At 62.2% G+C, this 24022-nt stretch carries 24 protein-coding genes; 17 read left to right on the top strand and 7 right to left on the bottom strand.

Features of this window, described 5'->3' with window-relative positions:
- Positions 1 to 44: 44 nt before the first annotated feature.
- Together NE851_RS16715 and NE851_RS16720 are read left to right on the top strand one after the other, a co-directional pair.
- Complete coding sequence (locus NE851_RS16715) at positions 45 to 506, top strand: nuclear transport factor 2 family protein (protein ID WP_025554821.1); 462 nt, start codon at positions 45 to 47, stop codon at positions 504 to 506.
- A gap of 22 nt (positions 507 to 528) precedes the next feature.
- Positions 529 to 1086, top strand: a complete 558-nt coding sequence (locus tag NE851_RS16720) for a TetR/AcrR family transcriptional regulator (protein WP_097623201.1) — start codon at positions 529 to 531, stop codon at positions 1084 to 1086.
- Between the two features lie 121 nt (positions 1087 to 1207).
- On the opposite strand, the gene NE851_RS16725 is transcribed toward NE851_RS16720, so the two are convergent.
- On the bottom strand, positions 1208 to 1339 hold the full coding sequence (locus NE851_RS16725; protein ID WP_254961655.1) for a hypothetical protein: 132 nt from the start codon (positions 1337 to 1339) through the stop codon (positions 1208 to 1210).
- Between the two features lie 156 nt (positions 1340 to 1495).
- On the opposite strand from NE851_RS16725, the gene NE851_RS16730 reads away from it, so the two are divergent.
- Together NE851_RS16730 and NE851_RS16735 are read left to right on the top strand one after the other, a co-directional pair.
- Entirely contained in the window at positions 1496 to 2197 is a 702-nt protein-coding gene (locus NE851_RS16730) for a hypothetical protein (protein WP_254961656.1), read from the top strand.
- A 54-nt stretch (positions 2198 to 2251) separates the two neighbouring features.
- The gene (locus tag NE851_RS16735) at positions 2252 to 2557 is read left to right on the top strand and encodes a Dabb family protein (RefSeq protein WP_003546748.1); all 306 of its coding nucleotides are present in this window, start codon (positions 2252 to 2254) and stop codon (positions 2555 to 2557) included.
- 283 nt (positions 2558 to 2840) lie between these two features.
- Here NE851_RS16735 and NE851_RS16740 read toward each other — a convergent pair whose 3' ends face one another.
- Entirely contained in the window at positions 2841 to 4064 is a 1224-nt protein-coding gene (locus NE851_RS16740) for an MFS transporter (RefSeq protein ID WP_097623299.1), read from the bottom strand.
- 523 nt (positions 4065 to 4587) lie between these two features.
- Between NE851_RS16740 and NE851_RS16745 the strand changes: the two genes are divergently transcribed.
- The 13 genes from NE851_RS16745 to NE851_RS16805 all read left to right on the top strand — a co-directional run bounded on the left by NE851_RS16745 (position 4588) and on the right by NE851_RS16805 (position 19598).
- On the top strand, positions 4588 to 4836 hold the full coding sequence (locus NE851_RS16745) for a hypothetical protein (RefSeq protein ID WP_025554677.1): 249 nt from the start codon (positions 4588 to 4590) through the stop codon (positions 4834 to 4836).
- 54 nt (positions 4837 to 4890) lie between these two features.
- Positions 4891 to 5562, top strand: coding sequence for a response regulator transcription factor (locus NE851_RS16750; RefSeq protein ID WP_018241306.1), 672 nt, complete (start codon positions 4891 to 4893; stop codon positions 5560 to 5562).
- Positions 5552 to 6955, top strand: a complete 1404-nt coding sequence (locus tag NE851_RS16755; protein ID WP_025554680.1) for an ATP-binding protein — start codon at positions 5552 to 5554, stop codon at positions 6953 to 6955. The genes NE851_RS16750 and NE851_RS16755 overlap by 11 nt, the downstream gene beginning before the upstream one ends.
- 118 nt (positions 6956 to 7073) lie before the next feature.
- A complete protein-coding gene (locus tag NE851_RS16760) occupies positions 7074 to 7496 on the top strand; it encodes an RT0821/Lpp0805 family surface protein (RefSeq protein ID WP_025554682.1) in 423 nt (140 codons plus the stop codon).
- Positions 7497 to 7577: 81 nt separating this feature from the next.
- The gene (ccmI, locus tag NE851_RS16765; protein WP_254961660.1) at positions 7578 to 8762 is read left to right on the top strand and encodes a c-type cytochrome biogenesis protein CcmI; all 1185 of its coding nucleotides are present in this window, start codon (positions 7578 to 7580) and stop codon (positions 8760 to 8762) included.
- Positions 8759 to 9256 carry a cytochrome c maturation protein CcmE gene (gene ccmE / locus NE851_RS16770; protein ID WP_063473311.1) on the top strand — a complete coding sequence of 166 codons (498 nt, stop codon included), beginning with the start codon at positions 8759 to 8761 and terminating at the stop codon, positions 9254 to 9256. Before ccmI ends, ccmE begins: the two co-directional genes overlap by 4 nt.
- On the top strand, positions 9253 to 11250 hold the full coding sequence (locus tag NE851_RS16775) for a heme lyase CcmF/NrfE family subunit (RefSeq protein ID WP_254960202.1): 1998 nt from the start codon (positions 9253 to 9255) through the stop codon (positions 11248 to 11250). Before ccmE ends, NE851_RS16775 begins: the two co-directional genes overlap by 4 nt.
- A complete protein-coding gene (locus NE851_RS16780) occupies positions 11247 to 11702 on the top strand; it encodes a cytochrome c-type biogenesis protein (protein ID WP_254961665.1) in 456 nt (151 codons plus the stop codon). The genes NE851_RS16775 and NE851_RS16780 overlap by 4 nt, the downstream gene beginning before the upstream one ends.
- 213 nt (positions 11703 to 11915) lie before the next feature.
- Entirely contained in the window at positions 11916 to 13508 is a 1593-nt protein-coding gene (locus NE851_RS16785; RefSeq protein ID WP_025570247.1) for a Do family serine endopeptidase, read from the top strand.
- 66 nt (positions 13509 to 13574) lie between these two features.
- Positions 13575 to 14330 carry a response regulator transcription factor gene (locus NE851_RS16790; RefSeq protein WP_373289194.1) on the top strand — a complete coding sequence of 252 codons (756 nt, stop codon included), beginning with the start codon at positions 13575 to 13577 and terminating at the stop codon, positions 14328 to 14330.
- A complete protein-coding gene (locus NE851_RS16795; protein ID WP_097623081.1) occupies positions 14327 to 15736 on the top strand; it encodes a sensor histidine kinase in 1410 nt (469 codons plus the stop codon). Before NE851_RS16790 ends, NE851_RS16795 begins: the two co-directional genes overlap by 4 nt.
- 135 nt (positions 15737 to 15871) lie before the next feature.
- Complete coding sequence (locus tag NE851_RS16800) at positions 15872 to 18844, top strand: bifunctional [glutamine synthetase] adenylyltransferase/[glutamine synthetase]-adenylyl-L-tyrosine phosphorylase (protein ID WP_097623080.1); 2973 nt, start codon at positions 15872 to 15874, stop codon at positions 18842 to 18844.
- Positions 18845 to 18947: 103 nt separating this feature from the next.
- Positions 18948 to 19598: a glutathione S-transferase family protein gene (locus NE851_RS16805; protein WP_097623079.1), complete on the top strand. Its 651-nt coding sequence runs from the start codon at positions 18948 to 18950 to the stop codon at positions 19596 to 19598.
- 130 nt (positions 19599 to 19728) lie between these two features.
- Here the strand turns inward: NE851_RS16805 and NE851_RS16810 are convergent, their stop codons facing one another.
- From NE851_RS16810 to NE851_RS16830, 5 genes are read right to left on the bottom strand one after another with little or no spacing between them, the layout of a single operon-like run.
- Positions 19729 to 20490, bottom strand: a complete 762-nt coding sequence (locus NE851_RS16810; protein WP_097623078.1) for an alpha/beta fold hydrolase — start codon at positions 20488 to 20490, stop codon at positions 19729 to 19731.
- Positions 20491 to 20505: 15 nt separating this feature from the next.
- Positions 20506 to 21342: an HpcH/HpaI aldolase family protein gene (locus NE851_RS16815; protein WP_097623077.1), complete on the bottom strand. Its 837-nt coding sequence runs from the start codon at positions 21340 to 21342 to the stop codon at positions 20506 to 20508.
- On the bottom strand, positions 21339 to 22454 hold the full coding sequence (locus tag NE851_RS16820) for a mandelate racemase/muconate lactonizing enzyme family protein (RefSeq protein ID WP_097623076.1): 1116 nt from the start codon (positions 22452 to 22454) through the stop codon (positions 21339 to 21341). The genes NE851_RS16815 and NE851_RS16820 overlap by 4 nt, the downstream gene beginning before the upstream one ends.
- Positions 22451 to 23290, bottom strand: coding sequence for an NAD-dependent epimerase/dehydratase family protein (locus NE851_RS16825; RefSeq protein ID WP_210203323.1), 840 nt, complete (start codon positions 23288 to 23290; stop codon positions 22451 to 22453). Before NE851_RS16825 ends, NE851_RS16820 begins: the two co-directional genes overlap by 4 nt.
- On the bottom strand, positions 23262 to 24011 hold the full coding sequence (locus tag NE851_RS16830) for an amino acid ABC transporter ATP-binding protein (RefSeq protein ID WP_097623074.1): 750 nt from the start codon (positions 24009 to 24011) through the stop codon (positions 23262 to 23264). Before NE851_RS16830 ends, NE851_RS16825 begins: the two co-directional genes overlap by 29 nt.
- Positions 24012 to 24022: the final 11 nt, after the last annotated feature.

The following is a 24022-nucleotide window of genomic DNA, read 5'->3' on the forward strand; positions in this document are numbered from 1 at the left end:
CGGAGAGCTCCTTGTCCAGGAGAACCCCTTGTCCAGGAGAACCTATGTCCAGCCTCGTCCCGCCCTTCACCCTTGAGACCGCCACCCAGAAAGTCCGTCTCGCCGAGGACGGCTGGAACAGCCGTGATCCCGAGCGCGTCTCGCTTGTCTACACGCCGGACAGCCGCTGGCGGAACCGCGCCGAGTTCATCACCGGCCGCGCCGAGATCGTCGCCTTCCTCACCCGCAAATGGGCAAAGGAGCTGGATTACCGGCTGATCAAGGAGATATGGGCCTTCACCGATCATCGCATCGCCGTGCGCTTTGCCTATGAATGGCATGACGACAGCGGCAACTGGTTCCGCTCCTATGGCAACGAGAACTGGGAGTTCGACGCCGCCGGCCTGATGCAGCGCCGCTTCGCCTGCATCAACGATCTGCCGATCCGGGAATCGGAACGCAAATATCATTGGCCGCTCGGCCGACGGCCGGACGACCATCCGGGCCTGAGCGAACTCGGTCTCTAGAGCGAACCAGGAAAGCCCGCCGGTGAAGACCGTCTACGAACGCGCCGACATCGTACCGCTGCTCGCCGAAATCTTCCGCGAGCTCGGCTATGAGGGCACGTCGCTCAGCCGCATCACCGAACGCACCGGCATCGGCAAGGGAAGCCTTTATCACTTCTTTCCCGGCGGCAAGGAGGAGATGGCGGGCGCCGTGCTCACCGAGGTCGATGCCTGGTTCGAACATGCGATCTATCGGCCGCTGAGAGAGGACGACGCCCATCAGGCGATCGCGGCGATGTGGGCGAATGTGAACGATTATTTCCGCTCCGGCCGCCGCATCTGCCTCGTCGGCGCCTTTGCGCTTGATGAGACCCGGGAACGGTTTTCAGCAGCGATCGGCAACTATTTCATCCGCTGGGTCGGCGCCTTGCGCTCGGCGCTGATGCGGGCTGGCTGTCCGGAGGAGGAGGCGCTGGCGCTCGCCGAGGAGGCCGTCGCGGGCATTCAAGGCGCGCTGGTGCTGTCGCGCGCGCTTGATAATACAGCAGTTTTCACCCGATCGCTGGAAACGCTGGCGAAACGGCTTGATGCTGTGATGTGATGAGTCAGGCCATCGGGACGTTATGGCAACTGTGAAAATTCGCCCGGCCACGATTGACTGGCCGGGGCATTGATCGGGCGCGGGTGGCGCTCGAGCTTACATCGGTATCGCTTTGCGTATATCAGCGTTGTTGTTGAGGCTGTTGGGCCGGGCGCGTATTTTCCCGTTCAGGGCGAATCTGGCGCCATTCGTTTTCCATCTGGTCGACAACGTGCTGGGGAATGGTGGTTGGGGTATTGGCGGGCATCTGCATCGGAAGTCTCCTCTTTTCGTGGTAAGGCTTCAGGGCAAGAAGATGCATTGCACAAGACAAAAGGTGTGTAAATCAGTGGCTTAAACACTTTAAACGATTAAATAGATTTTAATCGATTAAGACGGTTTTAACCATGAAATTTATGGGAAGCGCGGAATGGTTGTCCACATGGATCGGGCCTTCTTTTTCGATACTGTGCGGCGCGAACTCTTCAAGGGAGAGCTGACGCAGCCTCAGGTAGTGGGCATCACGGCGATTCTCGACGCCTGGGAAAGGCGGTTTGCCCATGCCGACTGGCGCTGGCTCGCCTATATCCTCGCAACCGCTTACCACGAGACCGCCTACACGATGCAGCCGGTCCGGGAGACGCTGGCCGATAGCGATGGGCGCGCGGTCGAGATCCTGGAGACGGCCTTTGCCGCGGGCCGGCTTTCCTGGGTAAAGACGCCCTATTGGCGGCCGGATGAGGATGGCCGCAGCTGGCTCGGTCGCGGCCTGGTGCAACTCACCCATAAGCGGAATTATCAGGCGATGAGCGTGCTGACCGGTATCGACGTCGTTGCCGATCCCGACCGCGCGATGGAGATGGACGCGGCAGTGACGATCCTGATCGAAGGCATGCTGCAGGGCAGTTTTACCGGCCACAAGCTTGCCGATCACCTGAACGCGACGACCGCTGACTGGGTGAATGCGCGCCGCATCGTCAATGGTACCGACCGGGCGGAAAAGCTCGCAGCCTATGCCATGGCCTTCGATGCGGCGATACGTCCCGATGCTGCGCATGGCATGCTGGCGCGGTTGAAGGCCTGGGGCGCGCGTGTTATCGCCCGGCTGAGATCTGGAGCGCCGCGCGTCTGATAGGATGCGCCAAGGTCGCTGCATCATTTTGACAAATCTGACAGGAGCTTGCGCGTGATCCGCCATATCGTCTTCTTCACCGTGCAGGAGGAACATCTGCAGGAGGTGAGGGCCGGGCTTTCCATACTGACCGGCATTCCGCATGCGCGGCTTTTGGAAATCGGCACCAATGTGAAGACCGATCAACTGGGCACCGAGATCGATCTCGTGGTCTACGGCGAATTCGACGACGAGGCGGCCCTTGCCGCCTACAAGGCCCATCCCGATTATCAGCTCTCGATCGATCGCGTGCGGCCGCTCCGGGAAAAGCGCATTGCCGCCGACTACGACAGCCGCACGGCGGTGACGCGGCCGCTCTGATTTCCCCAGGCAGCCGGCGGCCGAGCCACATTTCGTTGAAATTTCAAGTGGATGAGAAGCCATCCGGATTCGCATCGCCCTGAATCTGAATCAACTTCTGAGCCACCGGATTCAATTTTCGAAAAGGCGACGGCAACCGATTCAAAAGATTCGCCAAAAGCGGCGGCCGGTTCATCGCCAGATCGCTGCAGCGGTCGCGTTGGGTGGACGCAAAGGTGCTCTCGTCCCGATGTCGATGATAATCAAGACAGATTAAGAATGGCTGATTTTACGGGCTGGGCTCTCACGGAGCGACCGGACTTGGCTGCGATGCGTGGGCGCCGCGCACCAGCCCCATCAGCATCAATATGAAGGCCAGTGACAATGCCGCGAGAGCGGCGCAGGCAAAAAGTGCCGGGCCGGTGCCGGCGCGGTCGAGGATGGCGGTGAAGACGACGGGAGCGATGGCATTGGCGAGGTTTTGCGGCAGCGACAGCCGGGCCGATTGCAGGCCATATTCGCCCGGCGAGAACAGCGCCAGCGGTAGAAGCGCGCGGGCGACGGTCATGACGCCGGCGCCGAAGCCGTAGAGCAGCACGAAGGTGATGAGCAGCGGCGCCGACGGACTGGCGACCAGCATCGTCAGGAAACTGATCAGCATCAGCCCGATGCCCATGACAGCGCTGAGCATGGGATTGCCGCGCCGGCCGAGCAGCATGTCGAGGAAACGCGCCGAGATGCCGAGAACGCCGCGCGCTGAGCCGAGTTGTAGCGCGAAGGCCGGTGAGGCGCCGGACTGGCGGAAGATTTCGAGCAGCGATGGCGAGATGCCGAAGGTGATGAAGGTCGTGATCGTCGTCGCCGCGGCAATCAGCAGGAAGGCCTTGCGCCGCGCCGCGCTGGTGAGCGGCACCGGAGCGATTTCGGCCGTGCTGCCTTCGGCCTGCGCTACGATCGGTTTCGGCAGGGCGAAAAGATGCAGCGGCAGGCAGACGAAGAATTGCAGCGCCGCGCAGACGAGAAAGGTGAGCCGCCAGCCGACCGCCTCGTTGAGCAGGCTGAGGATCGGCCAGAAGATGGCGCTCGATAGTCCGGTGAACAGCATCAGGATGGCGATGACGCGTTTGCCGTTTACCCCTTCGCGCTCGACGACGGCGGTATAGGCCGGCGCCGACAGGCCGAACGCGCCGCCGATGCCGATGACGACCCAGGCGCTGGCGTAGAGCACGATGCCGTTTGCGGCGGCAAGCAGCAGCAGGCCAAGCGCAAAGGTCAGCGAGGCGGCCGAAAGCACGCGGGCGGCGCCGTAGCGCCCGAGCCAGCGGCCGGTCACGGGGCCGGCAATGGCGCTGACCATCATCATGATCGTCAGGCCGGCAAACGCCACCTCGTTCGGCAGGCCGAGAGCAGGCGCCACGACGCGGCCCATGACACCCAGCATGTCGAATGTTGTGCCCCAGCCGATCAGCTGGGTAACGGCAAGCACGGTGACCGTCTGCGCCGAGCGGAAGCGGGAGGATTTTGGCATTGGTGCTGAGCGGCCTGAAATGGGGAGCAGCAAGGACATAACAGTTTCAACCAGTCGGCGAAAGCGGCGATCGGCATTCCGTCGCGCCATGTGCGCCTTTCCCCGATCGGGCGAAAAGATGGAATGATGACATGAATGACACGAAACATCGGTACAATTTCAGGATGACCCGTTGCGGGCTGAAGCGCGCGGACATCGGCCGGTCTATACGGCTGCGGTCGGCCGGAATCGGAACGGCGTGGCCGATTCGCAGACAATGGCCGTGGGGTGGGGCCTGCCGGCTCCACGCCTTAGCGGGAGGTGATGAAGAATGCGTGGATACCAAGGCCGGAGGGCATCATTTTCAAGCGCCGGGCAAGGCCGTCGGAGCTTGCCGCGGCGGTGGTTTCCAGGCGCTGAAACCGGCTGTCCCGAACAGTCGAGAACAGTTCTAAACGCCCTGCATTACAGCGCATTCATTTGCCATTCAGGTCGCGTGAGTACATATTCGGGACAAGTTGGCATTACCTTGAAAGCATAACACATGGCCTTTCCTCTGAGCGTCGCAGCATTGGCCGCCGGACTGGTGGTATCGGCGCCCTCATCGGACGCCACGAGCACCCTTGTCCTGCGCGTGGCAGGCGATTGCAGCGCCGCCGCAGCCCAGGTCGTCGAGCAGACGGGCGGCCAGCTCCTGTCCGTGCAACCGGTGGGCGATACCTGCATCATCACCGTTCTTGTGCAGGGCAATGGGCAGCGTCCACGCAAAGTGACGGTAAAGGTTCCGATGTAAGCGGAATCGGCTTATTCAGGACATTGATGATTTCAAGCGGACGAAGGCGGACCGATGCGCATCCTGGTAGTCGAAGACGACGTTAATCTGAACCGGCAGCTGGCCGACACGCTGAAGGAGGCGGGCTATGTCGTCGACCAGGCGTTCGACGGCGAGGAGGGCCATTTCCTCGGCGACACCGAACCCTATGACGCCATCATCCTTGATATCGGCCTGCCGGAGATGGACGGGGTCACCGTTCTGGAAAAATGGCGCGGCGCCGGCCGCGGCGTGCCGGTGCTGATCCTGACGGCGCGCGACCGCTGGAGCGACAAGGTCGCCGGCATCGACGCCGGCGCCGACGACTACGTCACCAAGCCCTTCCATGTCGAGGAAGTGCTGGCCCGCATTCGGGCGCTGATCCGGCGTGCGGCCGGGCATTCCTCATCCGAGATCATCTGCGGCCCGGTGCGGCTCGATACCAAATCCTCGAAGGCGACGGTCAACGGCACGACGCTGAAGCTGACCTCGCACGAATATCGCCTGCTCGCCTATCTCATGCATCACATGGGCGAGGTCGTCTCGCGCACCGAGCTGGTCGAGCACATGTACGACCAGGATTTCGACCGCGATTCCAACACGATCGAAGTCTTCGTCGGCCGCCTGCGCAAGAAAATGGGCGTCGACCTGATCGAAACGGTGCGCGGTCTCGGCTACCGCATCCAAGCGCCGAAACATGCGAATTAAGTCGCTCACCGCACGTGTGTTGCTGCTGACCACGGTCTGGTCGACGGTGGCGCTCGTCGTGATCGGCCTGTTGATCTCCACCCTTTACCGCAAGAGCGCCGAACGCGGTTTTCAGGATCTGTTGCGGGCGCAGCTTTATAACGTCATCAATTCGGTGACGATTGGCGATCAGGGCGCGCTCAGCGGCAGCCCGCAGCTCGGCGATTTGCGTTTTGCCCAGCCGAAGACCGGCTGGTACTGGGTGGTGGAACCGCTTGGCACCTATACCACAGCACCGCTGGTGTCGCCGTCACTCGGCTCTGCGCTCATTCCGGTTCCCTCGGTGGTCGAAGCGCCCTTCGACAAGAATTACGAGCGCTACTACCAGGTGACGGATGCCTCCGGAAACCGCGTGCAGGTGGCCGAAACCGAAGTCGTGCTCGATACCGACGGGCGCGCAGCCCGCGTCCGCGTCACCGGCAATGTCGATGTCGTCGAGGACGACGTGCGCACCTTTTCCCACAGCCTCTATCTGGCGCTCGCCGGTTTCGGCGTCGGCAGCCTGATTGTCAACGCGCTGGCCATTCTCTACGGCCTGAAGCCGCTCGACAAGGCGCGCGCCGCACTGGAGCGCATCCGTGCCGGCGAGAGCGAGCAGTTGAAAGGCGACTTCCCGCGCGAGATCCTGCCGCTCGCCAACGAGGTGAACGCGCTGATCGACAGCAACCGCCGCATCGTCGAGCGGGCCCGTATGCAGGTCGGCAATCTCGCCCATTCGCTGAAAACGCCGATCGCCGTGCTCTTGAACGAGGCGCGTGTCTTGGAAAAATCCCATGGCGAGCTGGTGCGCAGCCAGGCGGAATCGATGCAGGGGCAGGTGCAGTCCTATCTCAATCGGGCCCGCATCGCCGCGCAGCGCGAATCCGTGCTCGCCCGCACCGATGCCGAGCCGGCGCTGGAGCGGCTGGTGCGCGTTATGCGCCGGCTGAACGTCGATACCGAATTCGATCTCGTCGTCTCGCCGCCGCATCTGGCCGTCGCCATGGAGCAGCAGGATCTCGAGGAGACCGTCGGCAATCTCCTGGAGAATGCGGCGCGTTTTGCCAAAAGCAGGGTGCGGCTTTCGGCCGTCGAGGCCGGCGACGACGTCAAGGGAGCGGAGGCCAGCGCACGCCGCCACTGGGTGGAGCTCGCCGTCGAGGATGACGGGCCGGGCCTGGAGCCGGACCAGATCCGCGAGGCGCTGAAGCGCGGCCGCAGGCTCGACGAGAGCAAGCCCGGAACCGGGCTCGGGCTTTCGATCGTCACCGAGATTTCCAGCGAGTATCAGGGACGGCTCGAGCTTTCCCGCGGCGAATGGGGCGGGTTGAAGGCGAAGCTTATCCTGCCCGGCATCACAAAGGATGTTGCATGAGCAACTACTTGATGTCACAAAGATACTGGCAAATGTATAGCATGCTTTGCCTTAATGCTGACACGGGGACGCTGCACTTCGATCGGCTGAAATTGACCCCTGATCGTGGTTCGACGCAATGATTTTACGCTCGCAAGGCATGATCGTTTCCGCTCTTCTCGTCGCCGTTGCGCTGTCCGGCTGCACGACGACGAAGAGCGCTGCTTCGCGCGGCATTTTTTCAGGCAAACCCCCGGCATCGGCCACCTTCATCACCGCGCTGCAGGGCGGCATCGTCGGCCGCAGCGGGGTGAACTTGAACGATAGCGACAAGCAGCGGGCGCTCGAGGCGGAATATCGGGCGCTGGAAGGCGCCGCCGTCGGCCAACCGGTGCTGTGGACAGGCAAGGATGTCACCGGCAAGGTCGTCGCGGCCGCACCCTATCAGGTCGGTTCGCAGAACTGCCGGCAATATACCCATACGCTGACCGTCGACGGCAAGGACACCGTGGCGCGAGGCGCTGCCTGCCGCAACGAGGACGGCAGCTGGTCGCCGCTCTGAATTGCGGCTTATAGCCTCAAATCTTCGTCATTCCGGCTTTGGCAGTTGGAATGAAGGCGCGCTTCACGTATTTGGGCCGGTATGCTGTTCTGGATTCTCGTTGCCGTTTTGACGGCAGTCGTCGCCGTCATCCTGCTCTACCCCCTTCTGCGCGGAGCGAAGGCGGCGGAAAATATCCGTGCGGGCGAGGCGGCAGTCTATCGCGACCAGCTGCGTGAACTCGACCGCGACCTCAGTGGCGGGCTGATCACCCCGGAGGAGGCAGACTACGCCAGGGCGGAAATCGGCCGCCGGCTGATCGCCGTCTCTGCCGACGAACCGGTTGAGACGCCGAAACCCGCACGGCATCACCGTTTCACCGAGGCCTTCGTCCTCCTGGTTCTGCCGGTTCTCGGGCTCTGTCTTTACTTGGCGACGGGCAGGCCGGACCTGCCCTCGCAGCCGCTGGAAGCGCGGCTGGAAAACCCCGGCAACGATGTGGCGGTGCTGATCACCAAGGCCGAACGGCACCTGGCCGAGAAGCCCGATGACGGCAAGGGCTGGGACGTGCTGGCGCCGATCTATTTCCGCACGATGCGCGTCAACGATGCGCAAGTGGCCTACCGCAATGCCATCCGGCTTCTCGGCCCGAGCCCGGTCCGGCTCGACGGCCTTGCCGAGACGCTGATGGCGGTCTCCGACGGCGTGGTGACGGAGGAGGCGCGCCAGGTGCTGGAACAGTCGCTGACGCTGGAGCCTGACAATCCGCGCGCCCGCTTCTACATCGCTCTCAGCAGCGAGCAGGCGGGACGGCGCGACGAGGCGCGCCAGGCCTTCGAGGCGCTGGCGAAGCAATCGCCGCCCGATGCGCCGTGGCTGCCGCTGGTCAACCAACACATCGCCATGAATGGCGCCAATCCGGCTGCCCCGGGCGCCAATTCGGCTGCCCCGGGCGCCAATTCGGCTGCCCCGGGCGCCGTTTCGGCTGCCCCGGGCAATCCCACGCAGCAGGATGTTGCAGCCGCCGAGATCATGAACGCCGGCGACCGGCAACAGATGATCCGCGGCATGGTCGAAAGCCTCGATGCCAAGCTCAGCGCGGATCCGAACAATTTCGAGGGATGGATGCGGCTCGTCCGCTCTTACGCCGTATTGAACGATAGGGATCGTGCTGCCGGCGCCCTGAAGCGCGGGCTTGCGGCCTTTCCGCCGGCCGGCGAACAGGGCAGGCAATTGCTGGCGCTTGCCCGGGAACTCGGCATAGCAACGGAAGGAATGGCGCAATGACGCGCAAGCAGAAGCGCCTGGCGGTGATCGCCGGCGGCATGGGCTTCATCGCCGCCGCCGTGCTGCTGGTGATGTTCGCCTTCAGCCAGTCGGTCGCCTATTTCTACATGCCGGCCGATCTGGCGAAGACGCCGGTGGCGCCGCAAACCCGCATCCGCCTCGGCGGCCTGGTCGGCGAGGGCAGCGTGGTGCGCGGCACCGGCTCGACGGTGGAATTTGCCGTCACCGACGCCAGCGCCAATGCCGTCAAGGTGAGATATACCGGCATCCTTCCCGATCTCTTCCGCGAGGGCCAGGGCGTCGTCACCGAAGGCATGTTTACGCCGGGAACGAATGTCTTCGTCGCCGATACCGTGCTGGCCAAGCATGACGAGACCTATATGCCGAAGGATGTGGCCGACCGGCTCAAATCCCAGGGGCTGTGGAAGGAAGGGCAAGGCGAGGACGTTCCGGGCAAGCAAGCTCAGGGCCAGGAAGTGAAGGCGACGCCATGATCATCGAGATCGGCCATTACGCGCTGGTGCTGGCGCTGGCCACGGCGCTCATCCTCTCCATCGTGCCGGTGATCGGCGCCCGTCGTCACGACCGGGCGATGATGGATGTGGCGACGATCGGCTCGCTGGCGATGTTCTCGCTGGTGGCCTTCGCCTTCGGCGTGCTGACCTATGCCCATGTCGTCTCGGATTTCTCGGTCGAGAACGTCTGGGAGAATTCGCATTCGCTGGTGCCGCTGATCTATAAATATTCCGGCGTCTGGGGCAATCACGAGGGATCGATGATGCTCTGGCTGCTGATCCTGACGCTGTTCAGCGCGCTGGTCGCCGTCTTCGGGCGCAATCTGCCGGAGACGCTGAAGGCCAATGTGCTTTCCGTGCAGGCCTGGATCTCGGTCGCCTTCACGCTGTTCATTCTTCTGACCTCCAATCCCTTCCTGCGGCTCGATCCGGCGCCGGCCGAGGGCCGCGATCTCAATCCGGTCCTGCAGGATATCGGTCTCGCCATCCACCCGCCGCTGCTTTATCTCGGTTATGTCGGCTTCTCCGTCTGTTTCTCCTTTGCCGTCGCGGCCCTTCTGGAAGGCCGCATCGACGCGGCCTGGGCGCGCTGGGTGCGGCCCTGGACGCTGGCCGCCTGGACCTTTCTGACGCTCGGCATCGCCATGGGCTCCTACTGGGCCTATTACGAACTCGGCTGGGGCGGCTGGTGGTTCTGGGACCCGGTGGAAAACGCCTCCTTCATGCCGTGGCTGGCCGGCACCGCCCTGCTGCATTCGGCGCTTGTCATGGAAAAGCGCGAGGCGCTGAAGATCTGGACGGTGCTGCTTGCCATCCTCACCTTCTCGCTGTCGCTGATGGGCACCTTCCTGGTGCGCTCCGGCGTGCTGACCTCGGTGCATGCCTTTGCCAGCGATCCCACCCGCGGCGTCTTCATTCTCTGCATCCTGCTGATCTTCATCGGCGGAGCGCTGTCGCTGTTTGCCTTCCGCGCGCCGCGGCTCGCTGCCGGCGGGCTGTTTGCGCCGATCTCGCGCGAGGGTGCGCTCGTCGTCAACAATCTGATCCTGACGGTCGCCTGCGGCACGGTGCTGACAGGCACGCTCTATCCGCTGCTGCTGGAAACGCTGACCGGCGACAAGATCTCCGTCGGACCGCCCTTCTTCAACCTGACCTTCGGCCTGCTGATGGCGCCGCTGATCGTCATCGTGCCCTTTGGGCCGATGCTTTCCTGGAAGCGCGGCGATCTGCTCGGCGCCCTGCAGCGGCTCTATGTCGTCGCAGCTCTCGCCTTCCTGGCCGCCGTGGCCTTCTTCTATGTCCAACATGGAGGACCGGTGCTGTCAGTGCTCGGGCTGGCGGCCGGCCTGTTCCTCATCCTCGGCGCCATCGCCGATCTCTGGTATCGCGCCGGTATCGGCAAGGTTTCCGCCAGTATCGCCTGGCGCCGGCTTTCCGGCCTGCCGCGTTCGGCCTTTGGCACCGCTCTTGCCCATGCCGGGCTCGGCGTCACCGTGCTCGGCATCGTCGCCGTCACGACCTTCCAGAGCGAATACGTCATCGAGATGAAGCCCGGCGCGATCACCGAGGCCGGCGGTTACAGCCTGCATTTCGACGGCATGCAGCCGGCGACCGGGCCGAACTATACCGAGGAGCGCGGCCACTTCACCATCCGGCGCGCCGGTGTCGCGGTGGCCGATACCTGGTCGGCCAAGCGTCTTTACACCGCCCGGCAGATGCCGACGACGGAGGCCGGCATTCTGACCTTTGGGTTCAGCCAGCTCTATGTCTCGCTCGGCGACGCCACCAAGGACGGCGGCATCGTCGTGCGCATCTGGTGGAAGCCGTTCATTCTCTGCATCTGGGGCGGAACGGTGATCATGGCCTTCGGCGGCCTCGTCTCGCTCACCGACCGCCGCCTGCGCGTCGGCGCCCCGCGCAGGAAGGCGAAAGCCACGAAGCCTGCGGCGCCTGCAATGGAGCCGGCGGAATGATGCGGCGTCTCTTGCTGGCTTTCGCTTTGCTGCTGATGGCGGCTCCCGCCTTTGCGGTCAATCCGGACGAGGTGCTGGCCGATCCGGCGCTCGAGGCGCGGGCCCGCGCCCTGTCGGCCGAACTGCGCTGCATGGTCTGCCAGAACCAGTCGATCGACGATTCCAATGCCGATCTGGCCAAGGATCTGCGCCTGCTGGTGCGCGAGCGCATCGCCGATGGCGACAGCGACGAGGCGGTGCTGAACTATATCGTCTCGCGCTATGGCGAGTTCGTGCTGCTGAAGCCGCGTATCGGCATGAAGACGGTGCTGCTCTGGGGCGCGCCGGTGCTGCTGGTGACCCTCGGCGGGCTGTCATTGCTGGTCTTTGCGCGCAAGAGGGCCGGCAAGCCGACCGGCAGCAAGCTGACAGCCGACGAACAGGCGAAGCTGAGCGAGCTTCTGAAGAAATAACCGACCGGGCTGAGCCGGCGGACGAGCATATCTGGCCGCGTCCGCGCTACCCGGGAAGCTGGCGGCACGTTTGGCCAAAAGCAAACATTACAAACATTACCAACTTTTCATTGGCCGGACAGTTCGCAGTAAGGTGCGGCGTCCTATATCTTCATTCATCGACTGATCCGGCGTCGCCGGTCTGAAGATTTAAGAACAAGAGAAGGTGCTCCAATGCTCAAGAATTTCAACGGACGTCCGTCCCTCGCCACTGTGCTCAAGGCTTCTACCGTCGCCGGTATCGCAGCCGCTGTGCTCGCAACCGGCGTTCCGCTCGAAATCACCCGGTCTTATGCCGAAGCTGTCAAGGTTCAGGCGCCTGCCGTTCCGAGCTTCGCCAATGTGGTCGACGCCGTCTCGCCGGCCGTCGTTTCCGTCCGGGTCGAAAACCGCGTCAATCCCGTCTCCGACAACAATGACGGCTTCTCCTTCGATTTCAACGGCCGCGGCTTCGACGACCTTCCCGACGATCACCCGCTGAAGCGGTTCTTCAAGCAGTTCGGCCAGGATCCGAATGACCAGCAGGGCCATCCCAGGCGCTTCGGCCAGAACGGCCCGAATGGCGGCCCGAACGGTCCGGGCGGCAAGGGTCGTCTGCGCCCCGTCGCCCAGGGCTCCGGCTTCTTCATCTCCGAAGACGGCTATATCGTCACCAACAACCACGTCGTGTCCGATGGCCAGGCCTTCGTCGCCGTGATGAATGACGGCACCGAGCTCGATGCCAAGCTGATCGGCAAGGATCCGCGCACCGACCTCGCCGTGCTGAAGGTCGACGGCAAGGGTAAGAAGTTCACCTACGTCAACTGGGCCGACGACAACAATGTCCGCGTCGGCGACTGGGTCGTTGCCGTCGGCAACCCCTTTGGTCTCGGCGGCACGGTCACAGCAGGCATCGTCTCGGCCCGTGGCCGCGATATCGGCTCCGGCCCTTATGACGATTACCTGCAGGTGGATGCTGCCGTGAACCGTGGCAACTCCGGCGGTCCGACCTTCAACCTCAGCGGCGAAGTCGTCGGCATCAATACCGCGATCTTCTCGCCGTCGGGCGGCAGCGTCGGCATCGCCTTCGCCATTCCCGCCTCGACCGCCAAGGATGTCGTTGCCGATCTGATGAAGGACGGCCAGGTGTCGCGCGGCTGGCTGGGCGTGCAGATCCAGCCGGTGACCAAGGATATCGCCGAGTCCATCGGCCTGTCCGAGCCGAGCGGCGCCCTTGTCGTGGCCCCGCAGGCCGGATCGCCGGGTGACAAGGCCGGCATGAAGGCGGGCGACGTTGTCACTGCGCTGAATGGCGAAACGATCAAGGATGCACGTGATCTCAGCCGCCGCATCGGTGCGATGCAGCCGGGCAGCAAGGTCGAGCTTTCGGTCTGGCGTGCCGGCAAGGCCCAGTCTCTCACCGTCGAGCTCGGCACGCTGCCGATCGATCAGAAGGATGCGTCGGCCGATGACAACAACCAGCCGCAGCAGCCTGAGGCACCGGCTTCCGAGAAGGCGCTTGCCGATCTCGGCCTGACGGTCGGTCCTTCCGACGACGGCAAGGGCCTGGCGATCACCGGCATCGACCCGGATTCCGACGCTGCCGACAAGGGCATCAAGGAAGGCGAGAAGATCACTTCGGTCAACAACCAGGAGGTCTCCAGCCCCGAAGATATCGTCAAGGTGCTGAACCAGGCCAAGAAGGACGGCCGCACCCGTGCACTGTTCCAGATCCAGTCCGGTGAAGGAAGCCGTTTCGTCGCGCTTCCGATCAACGGCCAGGGCTGATCCTTAAGAAAACGAGAGCCGTGCGGACGAAAGTCCGCGCGGCTCGATTCTTCTGAGCTTTGAAGGATGATCGCCATGAGCGCCGCCCCGCAGGAAAATGCTTTGAGCCTTGCCGAAACGCAGCCGGTGGGTAATGTCGGCCGCATGAAGATTCTCATCATCGAAGATGATCTCGAAGCCGCGGTCTACCTCACGAAAGCCTTTCGTGAGGCGGGCATCGTCGCCGATCACGCCAGCGACGGCGAGAGCGGCCTGTTCATGGGGTCGGAAAATACCTACGACGTCATCGTCATCGACCGCATGTTGCCGCGCCGCGACGGGCTCTCCGTCATCAGCGAGCTGCGCCGCAAGGCCATCCATACGCCGGTCCTCATCCTCTCCGCACTCGGTCAGGTCGATGACCGCGTCACCGGTCTTCGCGCCGGCGGCGACGACTACCTTCCGAAGCCCTATGCCTTCAGCGAACTTTTGGCGCGCGTCGAAGTGCTCGGCCGCCGCAAGGGCACGCCGGATCAGGACGTCGTCTATCGCGTCGGTGATCTCGAACTCGACCGGCTCTCCCATGAGGTGCGCCGCAGCGGCAAGGAGATCTTGCTGCAGCCGCGCGAATTTCGCCTGCTCGAATATCTGATGAAGAATGCCGGCCAGGTGGTGACCCGCACTATGCTGCTCGAAAATGTCTGGGACTACCATTTCGACCCGCAGACCAACGTCATCGACGTGCATGTCTCGCGCCTGCGCTCGAAGATCGAGAAGGACTACAACCAGCCCCTCCTGAAGACCATCCGGGGCGCGGGGTACATGATCAAGGATGAGGGATGAGCCGTTTCAGGGTTCTCTTCAAGTCCACCGCAGTCCGCCTTTCGGCACTCTATATCCTGCTTTTCGCCATCTGCGCCGCGACGCTCGTCTTCTATGTGACGGCGATGTCGGAACGGCTGCTGACCGGCCAGATCCGCGACGCCGTCCGACAGGAGGTGGAGCAGGTGCAGCGCGCCTATGACACCGGCGGCATGAACCTTCTCCTGCGCACCATGGAGCGGCGTGCCCGCCAGCCGGGCGCCAATCTCTACATCATCGCCGGTCCCTCGGGCGATATTCTCGCCGGCAACGTCGCGTCGGTGCAGCCGGGTGTCTTCGAGGAGATCGGCTGGACCTCCGCGCCCTTCATCTATCAGCGCTATACCGACAGCGGTATCGAGCGGCGCCACAAGGCGATCGCCAATATCTTCGTGCTCGACAACGGTCTCAGAATCCTGATCGGCCGCGACCTCGGCGATCCCGAGCGTTTCCGTCTGCTGGTGCGCCAGGCGCTGATGGTGGCTTTGGCGATCATGGGGCTCGGCGCCATCATCATCTGGTTCGCCATCGGCCGCAACGCGCTGAAACGCATCGACCGCATGTCCGATGCCAGCAAGAAGATCATGGCCGGCGACCTATCGCAGCGCCTGCCCGTCGGCGGCTCCGGCGATGAATTCGACCGTTTATCGATGTCTTTGAACACCATGCTGGAGCGTATCGAGAAGCTGAACGAGGGTCTGCGGCAGGTGTCCGACAATATCGCCCATGATCTCAAGACGCCGCTGACGCGGCTGCGCAACAAGGCGGCCGATGCGCTCGATATCAGCGATGGCGAGACGCGGCGCGCAGCACTGGAAGGGATTATTTCCGAATCGGATCAGCTGATCCGCACCTTCAACGCCCTGTTGATGATCTCCCGCGTCGAGGCCGGATCGGTCGCCGCCGAGATGTCGCCGGTGGAGCTTTCGGCGATCGTCTCCGACAGCGCCGAACTCTATGAGCCGGCGGCGGAGGAGGCCGGGCTTGGCCTCAGCTCCAGCATCGAACCGGATGTCGAGGTGCAGGGCAATCGCGAGCTGATCGGCCAGGCGATCTTCAATCTGCTCGACAATGCGATCAAATATTCCTCCGATACGCAAGGGGCGGGCGAGGTGTCGCTGAAGCTTTCCCGCCGCCCGGATGGCATCTGCCTGTCGGTCGCCGACCACGGACCGGGTGTTCCGGCCGACCGGCGCGACGATGTGGTGAAGCGCTTCGTCCGCCTCGATGAAAGCCGGTCGAAACCCGGGACCGGCCTGGGGCTTTCGCTGGTGGAAGCGGTGATGGAGCTGCACAACGGCCGGCTGGAACTCTCCGACACCGATCCCGACAAGCCCGAACAGCGCGGATTGACCGTCAGCATGATCTTCCCGGCCAAGGCTGCCTGATCTCTTCCGCCGAAATACGATCGGTTGAATCGCGTATTGGCGGTTTTCGGCCAAGACCCTAGTTTAATCTCGATCGAAGGCGCGGAGCGCGATTCTGCGTCGTCGTTTCCTGAGGTGCCAAAGCAGGGAGAGCGCATGCTGACGAAATCGACGCATGGCCTGAAGGATGTCGCCGAAGGGCTGCTGCGTCCGCTGAACCAGACGGAATTGAAGTTGGCGCTGGCCGACCTTCAGGAGGCCGGCAAAAGCGAGCCGTCGGTGGCGACGATGCTGAAGACGGAAGGGCCGCTTCGCGATTTCATTGCGGCGGTGCTGACGCTGTCGCCCTACCTGCGCGAAATCGCCAATCTCGACCCCGCCGTCCTCGCCGGTGCCGTCACCGAGCCGCTGGAGCCGCAGATCGAGGCGCTGGTCGCCGAGGCCAGGGGGTGCTGGCGACCGGACGGCGAGGGGGCGGCACCCGCCGAATCCGTGGTGATGAGCAGGCTGCGCATCATCAAGCGCAAGGTGGCCTTCCTCGTCGCGCTCGCCGATCTCTCGCGCATCTTCGACGGCCGGGGGACGACGGCCTGGCTGAGCGAGCTTGCCGAGGCTTCGGTCGCTGCTGCCATCGACCATCTGCTGCTTGCTGCGCATGAGGGCGGAAAGCTGCGGCTGCGGGATCCGGCGGCACCCAGTGACGGCTCGGGCTTGATCGTGCTCGGCATGGGCAAACTCGGCGCATCCGAACTCAACTACTCCTCCGATATCGACCTCGTCGTCTTCTTCGACGAAGAAGCAGGCGTGGTGCCCGACCCGGATGACGCGATCGAGGTCTTTCCGAGAATGATGCGCCGGCTGGTGCGCATCCTGCAGGAGCGCACGGCCGACGGCTACGTCTTCCGCACCGATCTCAGACTGCGCCCCGATCCCGGCTCGACGCCGCTGGCGATCCCGGTCGATGCGGCGATGATCTATTACGAGGGCAGGGGCCAGAACTGGGAGCGGGCAGCCTTCATCAAGGCGCGCGCCGTTGCCGGCGACTTGGCGGCGGGCGGCGATTTCCTGCGCGGGCTCGCCCCTTTCGTCTTCCGCAAATATCTCGATTACGCGGCGATTGCCGATATCCATTCGATCAAGCGGCAGATCCACGCGCATAAGGGCCACGGCGCGATTGCGGTCAAGGGCCACAACGTCAAGCTCGGCCGCGGCGGCATTCGCGAAATCGAATTCTTCGTCCAGACCCAGCAGCTGATCGCCGGCGGCCGCATGCCGGCCTTGCGCGGCCGGGCGACGGAAGAAACGCTCTGTGAACTCACCAAGGCGAAATGGATCGACGCGGAAACCCGTGACGAACTGACGGAGGCCTACTGGTTCCTGCGCGATGTCGAGCACCGCATCCAGATGGTGCGCGACGAGCAGACCCATCTGTTGCCGGAGACGGATGCCGACCTGAAGCGCATCGCCTTCATGATGGGATTCACCGACACGCCGAGCTTCTCCGAGCGGCTGGTCGGCGTGCTGAAAACGGTCGAGCGGCGTTATGCCCACCTGTTCGAGCAGGAGAGCAGGCTTTCCACCGATACCGGCAACCTGGTCTTCACCGGCCAGGGCGACGACCCCGATACGCTGGAGACGCTGAAGAAACTCGGTTTCACCAGGCCGTCCGACATTTCCCGCATCATCCGCACCTGGCATTATGGCCGTTACCGTGCGACGCAATCGGTGGAAGCGCGCGAAAGGCTGACGGAGCTGGCGCCGGAGCTCTTGCGGGTCTTCGGCGAAAGCAAGCGCGCCGACGAGGCGCTGCTGCGCTTCGACAGCTTCATCTCGGGCCTTCCCTCCGGCATCCAGCTTTTCTCGCTGCTCGGCAGCAATCCGGCGCTCTTGTCGCTGATCGTCAACATCATGTCCTCGGCACCCCGGCTCGCCGAGGTGATCGCCGCCAAGCCGCATGTCTTCGACGGCATGCTCGACCCCGGCCTGATGGCCGAACTGCCGACCCGCGATTATCTCGGCGAACGGCTGAAGGGCTCGCTCGCCCAGGCGCGCCACTATGAAGAGGTGCTCGACCGGCTGCGCATCTTCGCCGCCGAGCAGCGCTTCCTGATCGGTATCCGCCTGCTGACCGGCGCGATCAATGGTGCGATGGCCGCACGCGCCTTCACCCATCTGGCCGATCTCATCATCGCGGCGGCACTCGATGCCGTGGTGAGCGAAATGCGGGCCGCCCATGGCGATTATCCCGGCGGGCGTATCGCGATCGCCGGCATGGGCAAACTCGGCAGTTTCGAGCTGACGGCCGGTTCCGACATCGACCTGATCCTGCTCTATGATTACGACGATGCGGCCTCTGAATCCGATGGACCGAAGCCGCTCGACGCGACGCGTTATTTCACCCGCATCACCCAGAGGCTGATCGCCGCCTTCTCGGCGCCCACCGCAGAAGGTGTGCTCTATGAGGTGGACATGCGGCTGCGCCCGTCCGGCAACAAGGGGCCGGTCGCCACCCGCATCAATGCTTTCGGCAAGTACCAGCGCGAGGAGGCATGGACCTGGGAGCATATGGCGCTCAGCCGCGCCCGACTGATCTGCGGCAATGAAAGCCTGATCGCCGAAGCTGAGCATATCGTCCAGGAGGTGTTGTCGGCCGATCGCGACGTTGCCAAGGTGGCGCATGACGTCGCCGAGATGCGCGAAATGATCGACAAGGAAAAGCCGCCATCCGGCCCGTGGGATCTGAAGCTCATCCCCGGCGGCGTCATCGATCTCGAATTCATCGCCCAATATCTGGCGCTGATTGCGCCGACCAGAGGCGTCGGCATTGCCGTGAACGGGATGAGTACCGGCGAGGCACTGAAGGTGCTTGGCGACCGGCTGATGGCGACAGCCGATCTCGACACATGCCTTGAGGCCTTCGCGCTTTATACCGGCCTCTCGCAACTGATCCGCCTGTCCATTGACGGTCCGTTCGATCCGAAGGAGGCGCCGTCGGGTCTCGTCGAACTCGTCTGCCGCGCCGGCGACTGCCCTGACATCAAGACCCTGGAAGCCGAGGTAAAGCGGCTTTCGAAAGCGGTTCGGAAAATATTCCAGAATGTCGTGAAGCCCGGTAATTCAGGCGCATGATTTCACATCAGCTGGAATGACCGCGAGGATTATCTCGAACATGGGCTGTCGGAATCTCGTTTAGCCGGTCGTCTTCAAGGCAGGCACGCTAGGGAGAACACCAATGACGATTACCATTACCGCCTTTGAACACTCGCCCGATCGCGGCAAGGGGCTGGCGCGTGACATGCGCGTTCGCTGGGCACTCGAGGAAGTGGGTCTGCCTTACGACGTTCGCCTTGTTTCGTTCAAGGCGATGAGAGAACCCGCGCATGTCAGACTTCAACCGTTCGGACAGATTCCGACCTATGAGGAAGGCGATCTCGCGCTGTTCGAGTCCGGAGCGATCGTCTTCCATATCGCCGAGCGTCATGCGGGCCTGCTGCCGGAGGATGCGAATGCCCGAGCGCGCGCGATCGCATGGATGTTTGCTGCGCTCAACACGATAGAGCCGCCGATCTTCGACCGCGCTCTCGCCAGAATCCTGGAGCGCGACGAGCCTTGGTATGAGCAGCGCCTGCATGCCCTCGAGGTCGGCATCCGGAAACGGCTGGACGATCTTTCCCGTCGCCTTGGCGATGCCGACTGGCTGGACGGCGCGTTCAGCGCCGGTGATCTTCTGATGGTGACGGTGCTGCTCAGGCTGAAGGGATCGGACATATTGGACGACTATCCGAACCTCTCCGCCTATGTCGCCCGCGGCGAAGCGCGGCCCGCATACAACAGTGCTTTCGCCGCTCAGTTGGCGGTGTTCACTGCCGCATCGGCTGGCTGAAGAGGGTCCTATGAGCTCGAAGCCATCGTCTCCAGCCTCTCGCTCGGTTGCTGGCCGTGCGAGATCATGCAGTGATCAACTTGTCACTGCATGATCGAGCGAAATTGCCTACCGTTATCCCTGTGTGACCTCAAGCGATTGTCGCGGATAAAGCTTCTGCGAATACGGCAGGCTCTTCCCACATTGGATAATGTCCGCATCCCTCCAACACCTTCAGATCGAAATTAGGAAACCACGACCCGATTGTTTCTCTCAGCCGTTCCGGCACGGCACCGGGATCCTTCTCTCCGACAATCACCCGTACAGGTACGCGAACGTTCCGAATTTCGTCGGCGAAACCTTTACCGGTCCAAGAGGCCATGTAGGCGTCAAGAACGTCAGGTCGCGTGCCCGCGAGACTTGTGTCACGAAGTTTTTCGAGCCACTCATCAGAACGGATGCCCCCTGTATTTGTGTTGATAAGCTTCTTTCTCGCATCGGGCTGGTGAACTGCGGCAAGCAGTAGCTCGCGACGCTGATCATCGATCCTTGCTCCCGAAGCGGGCACCGGTGCCAACAAGATTGCCGACACAAGTCTATCGGGAATGTCGATCGCCAGACGTTGTGCGGACATCCCGGCCATCGAGTGGCCGACAACGTGGAAGCGATCCCATCCGAGTTGACTGGCGCATGCGACAATGTCAGATGCGATCTGTTCGATGGTGTACGGGCCTTCTTCCCGAATGCGACTGCCATATCCACGCGCGTCGAGCAGCGCGAAGCTGAATCGCTCCTTGTCGATGAACGGGACAAAAGGTTCGAAGAGGCGATGGTCACCCATCCATCCGGTTACCGCGATGATCCGGGTCGGTCCTTTGCCGACGACCCGTGCCGGCGATATGTTTGCGGTCATTCTCAATCCCTCAATTCAATACGAGCTTCTGCCACTCATCTCAGTCGAAGAGGTGGTAGCCCCGTTCGATCGCGATGCAGCGCTTAATTCCCGGAATGTCTTGACACTTGCGGCCGCAGCACCCGCCAATAGCCTGACATCATTGGAGACTGTAACCATGTCGAAGCCCCATTCGGCAGCTCTGGCCGCGTAGGTTGGAGTTCCGCAATGAAGCGCCGCCTTGATACCAGCACCGTGTGCAGCGTTCAGGATACGCTTGATACTCTCGATCAGTTCTGGTTCTTCTCGGTCGAACCCGGTTGGGTATTTCATGCCGGTAAGGCCGATCGTAAGATCGGCAGGCCCGATATAGACGCCATCCAGCCCGGGTGTCGTAACGATCTCCTCGAGGTTCTTGATGGCTTCGGCGGTTTCGATCATCGCAAAGCAAAGCACCTGGTCATCTGCTTCCTCTCCGTAGTTGGCGCCCGCGGAGATTGCCGCACGCGACGGTCCGAAACTGCGGATCCCTTTGGGTGGGTATCGGACATAGGACACCAGGGCGTCTGCCTCGGCGCGCGAGTTGACCATTGGGCAAACAATGCCATAGGCGCCTGCATCGAGCGCTTTCATGATCTGGGCCGGGTCGAGCCAGGGAACACGGATCAGCGGCACCACGCCGCTCGCCCGCATTCCTTGAAGCATGGAGACGGCGGCTTGATAATCTACGATGCCGTGCTGCAGGTCGATGCCAATGCTATCATAGCCTTGTTCGGCCATGATTTCGGCTGAAAATGAATTGGCGATCGACAGCCATCCGTTCAACACACAGCGGCCCTCTGACCAGATTTTTCGGATCTCGTTAGGTTTCATTGGTTTCTACTCCCCAGAACTCGGCCGTATTTCTTAACGACATCCAGGTCGGGCTCGAAGCCAATCCCCGGTTTGTCCGACACTTGGATCATGTCGCCGTCGCGGATCCCCTCGATTTCAGCCAGCCATGCGTCCGGCTGGACAAAGTTGTATTCCAGCGCCGCGATAGTTGGTCGGGCCGCCGCGACCTGTAGCGAGGCGAAAAAACCAGGACCGAAGTAAGGCGAGTGCGGCATCAGCGTTGCGCCGGCACCGTCTGCCAGATCCAAGATCCGAAGGTATTCGGATATGCCGCCAACCTTGGTCATACTCGGCTGCAGATAATCAACAGCGCCAGCTTTGAGCGCCTGCTCGACCTGGAAGCTTGTGCACCAATTTTCGCCGGCCGCGATGTTCAGCCCTTTGCCTCGAAGAGACGATAGAGTTGCAAAATCCTCCGGCGGATAGATCGGTTCCTCGAGCCAGGTGAGTGTGAGTGCCTTCAACTCCGCGAGATTCTTCTCGATAAACCCAGTCGACCAGGCGCAATTGACGTCAACGCAGATGTCGGTGTGATTGCCGACCGTTCTTCTGCAGGCAGCGATCGCCGGTAACGTGATCTCATGCAGCTTGATGCGGTTGAAGCCGGCTTCCCGCACTTGTTTAGAAGCGTCCACGACCAAATCATACTCGACGTACCGGACAAGGCTTGCATAGAACGGGATCTCGTGGCGGATCTGACGCTCACCTGCTAGCAACTGGTATAGCGGTTTTCCGGCGCGCTTCGCTGCAAGGTCCCATAGGGCAATGTCCACTCCCGAGAGTGCAAAGATCGTGACGCCATAACGCCCGAACATGTGCAACTGCCGTTGTGTTTTTGCATTCCACGCCGGAATGTCATCAATCTCTGCGCCCACAAGGAGCGGCAAAATCAAGCGATCTATCACAGACTTCGTCGCGTCGATGAGCGAATAACCAAAGCCTTCTCCCCAACCAATATTACCAAGCTCGTCCTCAAGACGAACCAGTGCAAATTCGAGCGTCTTCCACGCTGTCGGCATGATGCCGACACCTGTCCCGCGCAACGCAAAGGGAATTTCGACGAGAATGACTTCGGCAGACGTGACTTTCATGCTTTCCTCCCAGATGGTGCTGGCAATTCGTTGATCGCGAAAAAGCCACCGACTTTGGCCACAGCCTCCGACGACAGTTCATTAAGGTTCTTGAAGTTCGTTGCTCTGTTCTCCACCGCGAAATCGACTGGCCGATATCCCAGCTCTTCGGCGCGTCGATTATCGAATATTGGATTGGGGCAATTCGATATGGCGTAGACAATGTCGCATTCGACTTCAGTATGTCGAAGGCCGATGTCGATGAGCTGAGCCATATCTCTGGCGCTAGTCCACAGGCGCTCACGGCGACCGTCGACCACTTTAGGATCGGCATTACCAATGCGTAGCAACATGGTGCGGATACCATAGCGCCGGGCATACATGCTGCACGCAGCCTCTCCGAAAGCCTTGCTCAGCCCGTAGTAGCCATCAGGAGCGGGAGGCGCGCATTCGTGGTAGCGGCCAGACGAGGGGTAAAGGCCGACAGCATGATGGCTGCTCGCGAACACGAATCGTCTAACACCATGGAATCGACTGACCTCCAAAAGATTGAGAACCGCCCGATAGTTCGGTTCGATCGTTTCCTCGAAGTCAAAGTCAGGGCCGACCAGGCCGGCCAGATGAACGATGGCATCAACGCCGCTGACTGCGTGCCTGCAGAAATCCGCCGAGGAAAGATCCCCGATGATTTTCGTTTCGCCTTCCTCGCTCCGGAAGTCCACGATGTCCGTGACTTTCATCGCGAAGTGGCGGCCGAGGAGGGGTCGTAACAGGCGGCCGACATTGCCGGCCGCACCGGTGATCAGGACGGAGCGTGGTGTCATCGGGCTAGTGGATAAGCTGGCGGAGAAAGGCACGGCTGCGCGGCTCCTTCGGATTGTCGAAGAATTCGTCGGGCGGTGCGGTTTCGACGATCTTTCCATCCGCCATAAATATTACGCGGTCGGCGACCTGCCGGGCAAAGCCCATCTCGTGTGTGACGCAAAGCATCGTCATTCCGCTTTCGGCGAGATTGACCATGACATCGAGGACCTCCCGGATCATCTCCGGGTCAAGAGCGGAGGTCGGCTCATCGAACAGCATGATCCGGGGCTTCATTGCCAAAGAGCGGGCAATCGCCACGCGCTGCTGTTGGCCACCCGAAAGCTGGCCGGGATATTTGTTAGCCTGCTCGGGAATTTTCACTTTTTCCAGAAAGCCCATTGCTACGTCGTTGGCTTCCCAACGTGACATCCCCCGCACCGACCTCAGGGCAAGGGTGCAGTTTTCGAGAATGGTCTTGTGGGGAAAAAGGTTGAAGTGCTGAAACACCATTCCGACCTCGCGGCGGATGGCCTCAATCTGCTTTCGCTCGCTGGTCAACTGCACTCCCTCGACCAGAATTCGTCCTTTCTGATGCTGCTCGAGATGGTTGATACAGCGGATCATTGTCGATTTGCCTGATCCGGAAGGACCTGCGATAACAATCCGCTCTCCTTCTTTCACCTGAAGGCTGATGTCCGTCAGGACCTGATGGTTGCCGTACCACTTGGAGACGTTGTCGAACTCCACGGCGCAATTGGCAGATTTTTCGGCCATTGAAAGCTCCA

It is taken from the genome of Rhizobium anhuiense bv. trifolii, assembly GCF_024346605.1.
Lineage (GTDB): Bacteria > Pseudomonadota > Alphaproteobacteria > Rhizobiales > Rhizobiaceae > Rhizobium > Rhizobium anhuiense.